12 protein-coding genes are annotated in these 12,523 nt (G+C 55.1%); 10 read left to right on the top strand and 2 right to left on the bottom strand.

Going from position 1 to position 12,523, the window contains the following annotated elements; all coding sequences use genetic code 11:
- Window positions 1-439: 439 nt before the first annotated feature.
- The 7 genes from DDA898_RS09205 to DDA898_RS09235 all read left to right on the top strand — a co-directional run bounded on the left by DDA898_RS09205 (window position 440) and on the right by DDA898_RS09235 (window position 6,767).
- Window positions 440-832, top strand: a complete 393-nt coding sequence (locus DDA898_RS09205; protein WP_038911025.1) for a hypothetical protein — start codon at window positions 440-442, stop codon at window positions 830-832.
- Window positions 833-1,242: 410 nt separating this feature from the next.
- Window positions 1,243-1,617, top strand: coding sequence for a hypothetical protein (locus DDA898_RS09210; protein WP_038911026.1), 375 nt, complete (start codon window positions 1,243-1,245; stop codon window positions 1,615-1,617).
- Between the two features lie 143 nt (window positions 1,618-1,760).
- Window positions 1,761-1,955 carry a hypothetical protein gene (locus tag DDA898_RS09215; RefSeq protein WP_038911027.1) on the top strand — a complete coding sequence of 65 codons (195 nt, stop codon included), beginning with the start codon at window positions 1,761-1,763 and terminating at the stop codon, window positions 1,953-1,955.
- Between the two features lie 246 nt (window positions 1,956-2,201).
- Window positions 2,202-2,879, top strand: coding sequence for an ABC transporter ATP-binding protein (locus DDA898_RS09220; RefSeq protein ID WP_081639239.1), 678 nt, complete (start codon window positions 2,202-2,204; stop codon window positions 2,877-2,879).
- A gap of 7 nt (window positions 2,880-2,886) precedes the next feature.
- Entirely contained in the window at window positions 2,887-4,068 is a 1,182-nt protein-coding gene (locus tag DDA898_RS09225; RefSeq protein WP_038901009.1) for an ABC transporter permease, read from the top strand.
- On the top strand, window positions 4,058-5,503 hold the full coding sequence (locus DDA898_RS09230) for a TolC family protein (RefSeq protein ID WP_050570242.1): 1,446 nt from the start codon (window positions 4,058-4,060) through the stop codon (window positions 5,501-5,503). The genes DDA898_RS09225 and DDA898_RS09230 overlap by 11 nt, the downstream gene beginning before the upstream one ends.
- Window positions 5,493-6,767: an HlyD family secretion protein gene (locus DDA898_RS09235; RefSeq protein ID WP_050570243.1), complete on the top strand. Its 1,275-nt coding sequence runs from the start codon at window positions 5,493-5,495 to the stop codon at window positions 6,765-6,767. The genes DDA898_RS09230 and DDA898_RS09235 overlap by 11 nt, the downstream gene beginning before the upstream one ends.
- A 69-nt stretch (window positions 6,768-6,836) precedes the next feature.
- On the opposite strand, the gene pemB is transcribed toward DDA898_RS09235, so the two are convergent.
- Window positions 6,837-8,138: a pectinesterase PemB gene (gene pemB / locus DDA898_RS09240; protein WP_071604523.1), complete on the bottom strand. Its 1,302-nt coding sequence runs from the start codon at window positions 8,136-8,138 to the stop codon at window positions 6,837-6,839.
- A 285-nt stretch (window positions 8,139-8,423) separates the two neighbouring features.
- On the opposite strand from pemB, the gene DDA898_RS09245 reads away from it, so the two are divergent.
- Entirely contained in the window at window positions 8,424-8,762 is a 339-nt protein-coding gene (locus DDA898_RS09245) for a GlpM family protein (protein ID WP_038911030.1), read from the top strand.
- Between the two features lie 84 nt (window positions 8,763-8,846).
- On the opposite strand, the gene DDA898_RS09250 is transcribed toward DDA898_RS09245, so the two are convergent.
- The gene (locus tag DDA898_RS09250) at window positions 8,847-9,380 is read right to left on the bottom strand and encodes an HI_1492 family protein (protein ID WP_038911031.1); all 534 of its coding nucleotides are present in this window, start codon (window positions 9,378-9,380) and stop codon (window positions 8,847-8,849) included.
- A 542-nt stretch (window positions 9,381-9,922) separates the two neighbouring features.
- On the opposite strand from DDA898_RS09250, the gene DDA898_RS09255 reads away from it, so the two are divergent.
- Together DDA898_RS09255 and DDA898_RS09260 are read left to right on the top strand one after the other, a co-directional pair.
- The gene (locus DDA898_RS09255; RefSeq protein ID WP_038911033.1) at window positions 9,923-11,482 is read left to right on the top strand and encodes an ABC transporter substrate-binding protein; all 1,560 of its coding nucleotides are present in this window, start codon (window positions 9,923-9,925) and stop codon (window positions 11,480-11,482) included.
- A gap of 95 nt (window positions 11,483-11,577) precedes the next feature.
- Window positions 11,578-12,519, top strand: a complete 942-nt coding sequence (locus DDA898_RS09260) for an ABC transporter permease (RefSeq protein ID WP_236616724.1) — start codon at window positions 11,578-11,580, stop codon at window positions 12,517-12,519.
- The last annotated feature ends 4 nt before the right edge of the window (window positions 12,520-12,523 follow it).

Genomic DNA, 12,523 nt, shown 5'->3' on the forward strand with positions numbered 1-12,523 from the left:
TCGCCATTGAAAACCGTAATCAGACGGGGACTCAGGCATTGGAACACGAACATTAATTTTTTTCTTATTCCTTCTTGTGATTTCTTCGCCCCGATTTTTATCGGGGCTTTTTTATAAGTAATATTTAAGAGTGCTTGACTGATACTGCCATAATCGTTGCAGGTTGTCCGTCGCTGTATATAAATGTTTATTTTCTTTGGTTTTATGGTGATAGTTTCTCTGGGGTAATGGTTGGGAATATTCTGATACCGATATGGGTGAGGTCGGATAAGCTCTTATTATCAGAGTTGTATGGCTGTGTGATATCAGTAGAAATCATTAAGTCAGTAACAGGTAATAAATGTGTATTAAAACTCACAGGTGAAAATCCTGATTCAGAGTATGGATATGACGCTTTGTGAGGGTTTATTAATCTTAACTTACTTAGAAGGGTGCTCTTATGAAATATGTATATGGTGGGGTTTTGTGTGTGATGTCGACTCTCCTTTTTTCAGGTGTGGCTGAGGCTAAAGACGAAAATCTATATGATGGCAATACTTATGTGATTAACGAAAGTGGTTATTGTGCTGTTGTTCACCGTAAAGACGGTGGTAATCTCAGTGGTGATTTCAAGGGCGGTGAAAGTTTACCGCGCATTTATATTAAAGATGATAGTGGTGAGACCGTGATGGGAAAACACCCTGTTTATGTCGATGTTGATTTTTATGTGCCTGACAGTAACGATGGCAAGATTGGTAATAACCCTTGTAAGGGGGCTTTCTATATGAAAGGGAAAAAACACCTGAAGTTAGATCGCCCTATGGTAGCAATAACGAGTACTGTACAGTACTAACAGGCATTGATAATGCCGAAAAATCAAAATGACACCTAGTGCTTGCGTAGCGGTTGGTTGTGTTTTTGGCGGTTTTTACAACTTTTATTTTTTGAAATAATAACTATGGCACGGGCTAAGGTAACCATGATTCAGGCATGGCAGAGGTTGCTAATACTTATAATCACTTGACTTACTGTGTACAAATACACTGGTGATTGTATGGATATTTATAGGCTGGATTATCAACCTGTTAAAAATAACAAGTTGGATATTTATATGGGCCGGGTTTGCATGGTGTTGGACCAAAATTCCGTCCCGTAATACTTTATATTGATTTTTATAAATCTGATGTCTGATAAAAGGAATTAAAATGATGTGCCTTGTCATGGTTCTTTAGAGGATAACTTTAACAACATCAGAGGTGAATTATGAAGTATGCTGAAAAATTTTATTGTGCGATAGCCTTGCTTCTCATGTCATCGGGGGTGGTCGTGGCAGAAAATAAAGAAGTTTTTTCTAAGAATACGCATGTGGGAAATGCAACCGGGTATTGCATCACGATTTCCAGAATGGATAAAAAAGCGTTTAGCGATAATAAGTCGGTGTATTACCTGCCGGATGAGTACCTGGAGGCCACTATCGCCGCGAGTACCGCTGTTCCCCGGCCGATAAAACTCCATGTCGTTTTTTATAAGAGTTCGAAAAATGACACGGTACAGCAGTGTGGCGGCAGTAAATACAGGGAAAAAGATAAGCATTTTTATTATCCGTTTGATGCGATAACCCTGGACGATGTGCCCTGATGGTCTGGTTACTATGCCCCGGCAGTTGTCGCTTACTGTCGTTTGTGAGGAGACTTTGGATAATGGAGTATCTCACATCCTGAGAGATGTTACTAATAACAAGAATATTGTTTTGGTCATTTTAACAACATCAGAGGTGAATCATGAAACATGCTGAAAAATTAGATTCTGCGATAGCCTTGCTGCTCATATCATCGGGAATAGCCGTGGCAGAAAAGAAAGAAGTTATTAATAAGAATACGCAAGTAGGAAACGCAACCAAATATTGCATCAAGATCGACAGAATGGATAAAAAACCCTTTAGCAATGAAAAAACCGAACTATTACCTGCCGGATGACTACCAGTAAGGCAACCATCCCCAAGAATCGACCGTCTAAACCCCGGCCGATAAAACGCCATGATCGCTGATGAAAAGAATGATTCAGTAAACAATGACAGCGGTCAACAGCGAGGGCGGCCAGAAAATACAGAGATAAAAGAGAAGCATTTTTATTATAAGTTTCATGAGATAAACCTGGACGATGTGCCCTGATGGTCTATTTAATATGCCCCGGCAGTTTCGCTCACTGCTTTTCGTGGGAATGTGGACGGGAAACCTATACCTGTGATTCGAATTGAAAATGTGCACCACTGCTATGGTGATATGACCATATTGCATTCACTTTCATTACATCTTCGGCATGGGGAAACCTGTGCCGTTCTTGGTCGCTCCGGCAGCGGCAAAAGTACGCTGCTCAATATCCTGGGGCTGCTGGAGCCGCTACAGCAGGGCAGTTATCATCTGGATGGCGAGGATATCCGGCTGTGTTCCGCTGGTTTGCGTGCCCGGCTGCGTAATCAAAAACTGGGATTTGTGTTCCAGCATTTTCATTTGCTGACCAGCCATAACGTGCTGGATAACGTGGCGCTGCCGCTGTTGTATCGAAATATCCCCGTGGCGCAGGCCCGCCGCCGCGCCGCCGACGTTTTGGACGAATTGGGGATGTATTCGTATCGTCTGCAACGCCCGGCAACCCTGTCCGGCGGGCAACGCCAGCGGGTCGCATTGGCCCGGGCGCTGGTGGGCGAACCCTCCGTGTTGCTGGCGGATGAACCGACCGGCAACCTGGATGCCGAAACCGCGCAAGAGATCCTCAGCCTGTTATTGGATATCAACCGCCAGCGGGCATTAACCCTCGTGATGGTGACCCACGACGAGCAACTGGCACAACGGCTGCAGCGACGTTGTCGCATGAAAGACGGCGTGCTGGTTGCGGAGTAAGTGCGGCATGAATGTGATGCAACAATGGCTTGAAGCTTGCCGCAATCTGATCGCCTTCCATCAGCGTGCGTCGCTGGCGATGTTGGGCATCGGCGTTGGCAGCGCATTGGTGGTGACCCTGTTAATGCTGGGCAAAAGCGCCCAGCAGATGGCAATGAGTGCGTTTGACCATTTGGGCGGCGATATCATTGTGGTCGATATCGGCATCAAGGAGGACAGTCACTCGCCGGTGCCGTTGTTGCCTGTCAAGCTGGATCTGTCGGCGCTGTCCCATGTGCACCGCGGCATTCGGCGTGTTGTCCCGGTAGCGCGCTGGAATGCCTCGTTGCCACAGAAAGGGGATGATGACGGCATCCCGTTGATGGTGATCGGCTCTACGCCCGACCTGATGCCGTTGCTGGGGTTGACGCTGGCGCAGGGGCGGGCGTTTTCCCGTTACGACAGCCGCAGCACCTATGCCATCGTCAGTGCGGATCTGGCCTCCCGGCTTTCGGGTTCTGCCCCGGCGCGCACTTTCCGGCTCGGCCATTATGGCTTTGATGTTATTGGTACCCTGAAATCAGCGACGTTATCAATCGGCGGTCAGACGACCGAGCATATTGTGTTGGTGCCGATAGAAACCATCACGCGGATTTCGCCTTTTGCGACCACGGATCTGCTGTACATACAGGTGACGTCGACCACGCTCCTGACGTCGGTTGTCGATGCGATCCGGCCCTGGCTTGAGCAGATGCTGCCGACGCGGACGATCCAAGTTCAGATCCAGCAACAACTCATCGATAGCATGGCGCAGCAAAATGCGACCTTCCGCTATCTGCTGGCTGCGCTGGCTGCCGTGGCGCTGCTAATGGGCGGGATTGGCGTCATGAACGTCATGGTGATGAGCGTGTCAGCGCGTCGGTATGAGATCGGCCTGCGTCAGGCTATTGGTGCCCGTTCGCTGGATATCGGCGTGTTGTTTCTGTTGGAAGCTGCTCTGCTTTCATTGCCCGGCGCGGTGCTGGGCAGCGTAGCAGGGGCGCTGCTCGCCTGGGCTTATACCCGTTACGCCGATTGGCCGCTGATGGTCGAGCTGTGGGTGTTTCCGCTGGCTATCGGCAGCGCGTTGGTACTGGCGGTCTTTTTTGGTTTGAAACCCTCTTTGACCGCTGCTCGTTTATCTCCTGCGGAGGCGTTACGTGAACATTAACCCGGCGTATGCCGCCGCTTTTTTATCGTTACTGGTCGCACCCTGGCTGTCGCTGGCGAATGGTGCGACAGCCGGCGTGCCGTTATTACAGGAAAAGGTGCCGCTTACGCTGGCCGATGCGGTCGCGCTGGGCGTACGCAACAGTAATACGCTGAAAAGCGTTGCGTTAACCCGGCTAATGGACAAGTTTGATCTGCTGGTTGCCGAAGATGGCTTCCGGCCGCATCTGGTGTTGAACAATCAGTATCGTCACAACATGGGGGCGCAGTTGCCCGGGCAGGAAAATCATGCCGGTCTTTCCGCCAGCCTGCTGACGCCATTGGGCACGCAGTTTGAGGCTGACTGGAACGATGACTATTCCGGCCAGTCATCGGCAGGAAGTTCCCGCAGTCTGGGAAACTCGGCCAGTGTCGTGCAGCCGTTGTTAAAGGGCGCCGGTGTTGACTTTAATACCGCGCCGGTGCGTTTGGCCCGGCTTGATGAGCGCATTGGTCACCTGAACCAGCAAAAGCAGTTCGCCGACACCATTACCCGGATTATTCAGGCTTACTACGGCTTGCTGGCCGCACAGCAAGGGGTGATGCTGGCGCAGGAATCGCTGCAACGCGCCAGCGCGCAGCGCGACGTGATGCAGGCATTGATTGACAGCGGCAGGCAGGCGGCGCTCGACAAACTCCAGAGCGATGCCGATATATCCTCGCAGCAGTTAAATCTGGAACAGCAGGAGAATGCGTTGAACGAGCGACGTCTGGCGCTGAACGGTTTATTGGGCATTGACACCCGTACGCCGTTGAGTGCCAGCGAGCGCCTCGACATACAGCCGATCACCCTGAAAGCGCCGCAGGCGATAGCGTTGGCGATGAAAAATCAACCTGATTATCTGATTCAGCAACTCACGGCGGACAAACAGCAGATCTACCTGATGCAGGCGAAAAACCAGCGCCTGTGGGGGGTGGATCTGGTCGCCGGGGCCGGGCGGGTGAATACCCGGGCGGCAGATATCGAGGATGATGGCCGCTGGCAGCGCTATGTCGGCCTGAATGTCTCCATTCCGTTGAACGACCTGCAGGCGCGTCAGGAAGAGCAGCGCGCCTGGGTGGCGGGGAAAATACAGCTATTACAGATGGCGGATGTGCGTCAGCAACTGGAAGAAACGGTCACGCAGCAGGTCAACGCGCTTAATAGCAACTGGCAGCAGTTTTTGATTGCCGATCGCCTGACGCGACTGTCGGAAAAAACATTGCAGGCGGAGCAGGCCAAGCTACTGGCAGGGCGTTCATCGAACTTTCAGGTGCTGAGCTACCAGACCAGTCTGCGCACCGCGCAAAGTGCGCGCGTGTCCGCGCAGATCGCCTATCTCAACGCGCGTGCTGAGCTGGATCGCGTGCTGGGCACCACCCTTAACCACTGGAGAATACAGCAGAATGATCGGTAATTTTCGCTGGTGGCGGCGGGTGCTGTATGGCGGAGTAATCATATTGGTGGCAGCGGCCTCGGTATTTTTATCCCGACGGGCCGAGAGCGAGGGGGAAACCGGGACACAATGGCGTGCTGTCACGCCATCGCCGGTGGAAAACCATATTACGCTGTTGGCGCACGTGCAGGCGGCGGAGCAATATTTGGTCAGCGCCCCTTTTGATAGTCATATCAGCCAATTGAGCGTTCAGGAGGGACAAGAGGTGCATAAAGGCGATCCCCTGCTGGTGCTGGACACCACCCCGCTGCAGATTGAGTATCGCGACGGTCAGGCGCAATTTCTCAAGGCACGTCAGTCGCTACGAAATTTACGCGCCTGGGAAAACAGCAATGAAGTGATGTCGGCTCAGCGGGCGTTGGTCATGGCGGAAATGGGCGAACGCGACGCCGCCAGCCAGTTGAATGCGGCGGAGCCGCTGTATCACCAGGGGATTATTGCACGTTCGGAGCGCGACAGCCTGGCTCAGCAACTGGCCAGCCGCCGCCTGGAGTTGCAGGCGGCGCGTCAGGCGCTGACATCCGTACGGGCGTCGGGAAGTGCGGAAAATCAGACGGTGGCTGAACTGGAGCTGAATAACGCCGAACAGAAATTACAGCAAATTCGTGACCAGCAGGCACGCAGTTGGCTGTATGCGCCCGGTGACGGTTATGCCGTTCGTATACAAAACGACGACAAAGATAAGGTAACGTTTCCCCGACTAGGCCAGCGTGTCGGCGCGGGGGAGCCGTTATTCATGCTGGCGGGCGTGACGCGCTTTGACGCGCGGGCCAAAGCCGACGAAGCCGATATCGAGCATCTGCGGCCGGGTATGCCCGTCACGCTTACCAGCGAGGCGCTGCCCGGCCAGCCGCTGGCTGGCACATTACGGATGGTCAGCCCGCAGGCTAATTACACCGAAGGGCAGCCAGGCGCTACCTATGATGTTGTCTTCAATCTCGATTGCTGCCATGCCGGGCAGGCGGTGCCGCGGTTTGGTATGTCCGCGCTGGTGACAATCACCATATTATCCGACCCGAAAGGCATGGTGCTGTTACCGGATGAGATCGGCCAGGATGAGCAGGGAAAAACCGCGGTTTATTATCGCCGCACACCACAGGCAGCGCCGGAAGTGAGGCGGATTGACGTCGTCAGCCCGTTGCCACAGGGTGTTCTGGTAAAAGGGCTGGAGCCCGGCGAGGTCCGAAAGTGGGATTGTTGCCGCGAAACTACCGCTACCCGCTGAGTGTTCGAAGAAAAGAGTGGTGCCGGGCTGGCACCGCTCTTCGGCTGAAAGCCATACGGCATATCGGCATTACTCGCGCAGCAGCACCTGGGTGTTGTATTCCCACAGTCGGTTGAAGTGGATGTCGTCCAGATCGCGCTGCGGGCTGATATTACCCTTGAACGGCCGGTCGGTGGTGGCCGCTGCGCCCCACGGGTTGACGAGGTCGTAGCTGCTGTCGATGGTACTGTCGCGGATCACCAACTGGCCGTTGGCGGTTTTGCCCGGCAGGTAGCCGGTCTGTTTCGCGCCCTGATCCCAGGCGCGGCCCAGCTTGGCCTTTTGCGCGCCGCGATAGCCGCTGTCGCCGGTCAGTTGGCTGTTGATCACCAGAAAGCCGTATTTTACCGATGGAATGCTGTCCGGTGCGAACACATAGGCTTCTTTCGAACCGCGGCTGGACACGGTATGGAAACGCACCCTGTCAAACACGGCGGTGGCGCGGCCGAACACGTAATCGACATCCCCTTCAATGTAGCTGTCCTTGATGTAGGCGCGGCTGTAATGGTCGGTGACATAGCTGTTTTGGCGGTCGCTGGTATTGACGAAGAAGGTGTCCTGACGGCTGAGCAGGCGGACATTTTCCAGTTGTACCCGATCGCCGTCGGTGCGCAGCGCGACCGCCTGATGGGTGCCGCTGTCGACCGTGTCCAGCAAGGCGTTGACCACCGTCAGATTTTTCAACTGAAAATCATTGCTCTGCGACCACATCACCGCCGAGCAGGTGGTATTGATGGTGGCGCCCGCTTTTGTGGCGCAGGCGTTGTACATATACCAGGCCGGGTCGGCGGGTTGATACTGGCCGTGCGGATTGACGCGGGCGCGGTAGTCGGCCGGCGACATCATCGAATCCAGCGCCAGCGACACCACCACCTGTTCCGGCCGGTCACCCGCGCCGAACAGCGTCAACGGCGGCGCGCCTTCCGGTATGTATACCGTACCGGTATAGGTGCCCGGCAGCAGTTTGATGTACACCCGCGTTTGCCCTGGATGCTGGCGCAGCGCCGCGTTCACCGCCTGCTGGATGCTGGTATGGGTGGCGCCCGCCACGCCGGCGCGGGGGCCGACCACATAGGCGGCAGTAACGCGCGAGGTGTCAATGGGCGTTGGCGTCCAGCCATCCGCTACCGGCTTGGCGTATTCACCGCCGTGGGCGAAATAGTGCTGCGGGGTAAAGCGACCGGCCTCCTGCGCCGATAGCACCGGGCGACTGACGGTGCCGGGAAACACCGGCTGGAAACGCGCCGAATTCGGCGTCTGGCCGCCGCAGGCGGTCAGAATCAGTGACATGGACACCGCGGCGGCCAGCCCGGAATAGTGTGTCAGACTCACAGCGTACTCCTTTCAGGTTGAGGTCATGTTGCTGTATTCGTATACGTTAGGCTGTGGCAGCCTACGCAACCCGCTACGAAAAAACGCGAAGCGGGATCATAATTTCCGAAAAATAAACCTGCGTTTCATTTTTGTCTGCGAACTGCTGCGACGAAACATAGCGCAATTCTGATTTTTAGCGGCTTTTCTGTTAGATATAGAAACGTTCCGTCAGGGATAGGTGGCGGGAAGGACGGACGTGACAGACGGGCCGGATGGTAAACCGATAACTGAACAGCATAAAACATGGCATTACTGATAAAGGCGGCGCTAGGCGCGCTCGTGGTGGTATTGATAGGCCTGTTGGCCAAAACCCGTAATTATTATATTGCCGGGTTGGTGCCGCTGTTTCCAACGTTTGCGCTGATAGCGCATTACATCGTGGGGGCGGAGCGCGGCGTGGAAGCGCTGCGCACCACCATTCTGTTTGGCATCTGGGCGGTGATCCCTTATCTGGTGTACCTGATTTCGCTCTATTACTTTACCGGTGTGATGCGCCTGCCGTCGGCGCTGATGCTGGCGGTGGTGTGCTGGAGCCTGTCGGCGGCGGTGCTGGTGAAAGTCTGGAGCAGTTACTATGCCTGATAGGATATGAGGGCGCGGCGCAGGCGGTAAACACGCCCGGCGCGACCAGCGCCGGGTGGCAATGCTACCGTTACGGGTCGTCAGTTACAGGTCGTCCTTGGTGATGCCACGGGTGACCGGTGCGGCGGTTGGGCCGGCGCTGACGCTGTTTTCGGCGTTGTACACCAGGTAGATATTCTTCCGATTGTCGATGCCGTTGTCGAACACCAGCGTGATGTTGTTCTTGTCGAACCGGGCGGTCACACGGGAATTAGGCTTGTTCATGAAGGTATCGACATCACTGGCGGACAACGGTGTGGTCATGCCGTATTTGCTCTTCAGTCCTTCCACGACGCTGGGCACGTCGGCCAGCGCGATCGAAATCGCCAGACGGTTGAACTTGTCACTGCTGAAACTGAAGATCGCCTGGGTTTTTTTGTCGGCGAAACCGAAATCCGGGCAGGTATACACGGTCTGCCCCATAATCATTTCCGGGCCGCGCAGTGAACAGTTGGCCTGCTGTCGGATGGTGGCCGCGGAGGCGCCGAATTTCAGGTTTTTGTAGCCGTCGGCGGCGGATGCCGTCAGCGACAGCAGCGACAGGGTAAGCGCCAGCAAGGGGGGATATGGCCTGTTCATGAGAACCCTCGTGATTGTATGTTGCTATGATATTGTGCGTTGCAATGGTACTGGGCCTCGCGCCTGACGGGGGGACAGGAACCGTACGGGCTTGGCGGTGATAATACGTCTATCTTACGTCGACTGCCGGATTCTCAGAACGATTTATTTGCTATGGCTAAACGTTGCTCGGGCGCTCAGAAACGATCCCAGGGAACCAGCAGCAGCACCAGTTCAATCACAACCACCACAATCAGCAGCGCAATCAGCTTCTTACGCCATAACCAGTCATCGAACTGCATTGTTGTTTTTCCCGCGTTATAGTCGATATCTCCACGTACTCTAGCGAGTTTTCCCGGCGGATACGACCGCCAGCGGGATGGCGGTGATCATTCCTGAACCGCGCCTTATCGCATTCGGCGCCAGAGTGCGGCGAATCGGACGTTGATAGCGACGCTGGATTAGCCGTTTTTTTGCTAACCTTATGCGATTTACGCGCTTTGGTAAGCCTGCTCCCCGGTGCAATATTCGAATTTTTATCATTCCAGGGGAAGTAAAACACAATGCGTAAATTGGCCTTTTCAGCATGGGCGGCGGCCATGATGCTGTCGTTGGGCGTTAGCGGTCAGGCCGCGGCGGAGACGACAGCCAACGCGGGCGGCAATCTGATCATCGGCATCACCAGCGGTGACCCGCTGGTGATGAATCCGCTGTATGCCAGCGACCGAACCACGCTCACCATCATGCAGGCGCTGTATTCGCCGCTGTACAGCTACAACGAGGGTAAGGTGGAGTGGGGGCTGGCGGAAAGTCTGACGCCATCAGCCGATAACCGGACCTACACGCTGAAACTCAAACCCGGCCTGAAGTGGCAGGATGGGCAAGCCATCACGGCCGATGATGTGGTGTTCACCTTCAATAAACTGCTGGATGAGAACCAACATAGCTTTTTCCGCAGCATGTTTGTGTACAACAACCAGCCGGTGGCGGTCAGCAAGGTGGACGACCTGACGGTGAAATTCACGCTGCCGCAAGTCAGCGCCGCCTTTGCCGGTTCGCTGGTGCAGATTTACCCCATCCCTCAGCATGTTTTTGCCAACGAAGCGGATTTATCGAAAAGCGCCAAAAACGATGCGCCGGTTGGTTCTGGTCCGTTCAAATTCGGTGAATACCGCTCCGGTCAGTACTATGCGCTGAGTCGTTTTGATGAGTACTGGAACGGCAAGCCGAAGCTGGAGGCGGTGACGTATCGCTTCGCCAGAGATGCCAACGCCGCCAGGCTGGCGATGCAGAATGGCGAAATCAACCTCAAGCTGATCGACCCGCAGGACGTCAGGCCGCTCAAGGCCACCGGCCGCTTTGACTTCATCATCTATCCGGAGGGCCGTCTGGCTTACATGGTGTTCAACCAGAACGTCGACAGCATGAAGAACAAAGCGCTGCGTCAGGCGATCGCCTATGCCATCAACAAGGACGAACTGGTGCAGACTGCGTTTACCTCGCTGGATTACGCCAAACCCGCCAATTCGATTCTGACGCCGGATACGCTCTACCAGACCGGGGATGTCGAGGCGTATCCCTACAACCTCGATAAGGCCAAAGCGCTGTTCCGCGAGTCCGGTCAGCCGCAGGGGCTGAAACTGCGGCTGGCGTATATCAACGCCAACAAAACGCAGGAGAGCATGGGGCTGTATATCCAGCAGCAGCTCAAGGGTATCGGCATCAATGTGGAGTTACTGCCGCTGGACGCCAACGCCATGTCGCAAAAAGGGCGCGACAAGAACAACACCGCCTACGAACTGAGTCTGGGCGGGTACATCATGGGCGCCGAGCCGGACGGCTACAAGTCGCTGTTCATGAGCAACGAAGATTACAACTACGCGCACTACAAGAACCCGGCGTTTGACGCGCTGTGGGACAACGGCGCCGTCGAAACCGACGCGGGCCGGCGCGCGGCGATCTATAAGGATATTCAGCAGACGGTGGCAAACGAGATGGTCTGGTATCCGATCGCCTACACCAACGCGGTGGTGGCGGTAGACAAACGCTTTGGCGGTACGCAGGAAGCGGAGCCGAAACCGGTCTACCTGTTCCAGGATTTGTCGAAAATCTATCAGCAATAATCTCCCCCGGCCGTTCGCCGCGACGGCGGGCGGCAATATGTGCGAAGACTCATGGATAACATTAATCGTGGATAACATTACTTGTGGATAAGATCGTGGCGCGTCGGCTTGTGCAACTGTTGCCGATGCTGTTTTTTATTTCACTGGTGTCGTTTCTGCTGGTGAAGCTGGCGCCGGGCGACCCGGTGCAGGCGTATATCACGCCGCGTATGAGCCAGGATGACATCGAGCGGGTGCGCCATAGCCTCGGGTTAGACCGGCCGCTGGCGATGCAGTACCTGTTGTGGCTGAAAAACGTGGCGCGCGGCGATCTGGGCTATTCGCTGATTTCCCACCGCCCGGTGCTGACCCTGATCGTCGAGCGGCTGCCGGCGACGCTCGGCCTGATGGGCGCGTCGATGCTGCTGGCGGTGGCGATCGCCATATCGTTCGGGTTGCTGGCGGGCGCGTTCCGGCACCGCTGGCTGGATCATTTGCTCAATCTGGTGGCGTACATCGGTATTTCGGTGCCGATTTTCTGGTTCGGTATTCTGCTGATCATCATTTTTTCGGTCCAGCTTAACTGGTTGCCGAGCATGGGAATGCGTACCGTCGGGGCGGCGGATTCCTGGTTAGACGTGGTGCGGCACGGCGTGCTGCCGTGCGTGGCGTTGACCTTTTACAACCTGTCGCACTATGTGCGTTACATCCGCTCCCACACCATCACGCAACTCTCCGCTGACTACGTGCAAACGCAACTGGCGTATGGCGCAACGCGCGCGCATATCCTGTTTCGGCATGTGCTGAAAAACGTGATGTTGCCGGTTATCACCCTGTTCGGTCTGTCGTTTTCTGAACTGGTGGTAGGCGCTTATGTGACGGAAAGCGTGTTCTCCTGGCCGGGAATGGGATTGCTGGGCCTTCAGTCCATCACGTCATTGGATTACCCGCTGATCATGGCGATGGTGATGCTGTCGGCCTGCATGCTGGTGATCGGCAATTTGCTGGCGGATGTACTGTATCGCGTGGCCGATCCGCGCATCAAGGCAATGAGGTAAGGCT

Source organism: Dickeya dadantii NCPPB 898, from assembly GCF_000406145.1.
Lineage (GTDB): Bacteria > Pseudomonadota > Gammaproteobacteria > Enterobacterales > Enterobacteriaceae > Dickeya > Dickeya dadantii.

What these genes read in the sequence shown, in the direction of transcription:
- DDA898_RS09235 (WP_050570243.1), top strand. Translation starts at nt 5,493, where the DNA reads ATGATCGGTAATTTTCGCTGGTGGCGGCGGGTGCTGTATGGCGGAGTA.
- DDA898_RS09250 (WP_038911031.1), bottom strand. Translation starts at nt 9,380, where the DNA reads ATGAACAGGCCATATCCCCCCTTGCTGGCGCTTACCCTGTCGCTGCTG.
- DDA898_RS09245 (WP_038911030.1), top strand. Translation starts at nt 8,424, where the DNA reads ATGGCATTACTGATAAAGGCGGCGCTAGGCGCGCTCGTGGTGGTATTG.
- DDA898_RS09205 (WP_038911025.1), top strand. Translation starts at nt 440, where the DNA reads ATGAAATATGTATATGGTGGGGTTTTGTGTGTGATGTCGACTCTCCTT.
- DDA898_RS09255 (WP_038911033.1), top strand. Translation starts at nt 9,923, where the DNA reads ATGCGTAAATTGGCCTTTTCAGCATGGGCGGCGGCCATGATGCTGTCG.
- DDA898_RS09215 (WP_038911027.1), top strand. Translation starts at nt 1,761, where the DNA reads ATGAAACATGCTGAAAAATTAGATTCTGCGATAGCCTTGCTGCTCATA.
- DDA898_RS09210 (WP_038911026.1), top strand. Translation starts at nt 1,243, where the DNA reads ATGAAGTATGCTGAAAAATTTTATTGTGCGATAGCCTTGCTTCTCATG.
- DDA898_RS09225 (WP_038901009.1), top strand. Translation starts at nt 2,887, where the DNA reads ATGAATGTGATGCAACAATGGCTTGAAGCTTGCCGCAATCTGATCGCC.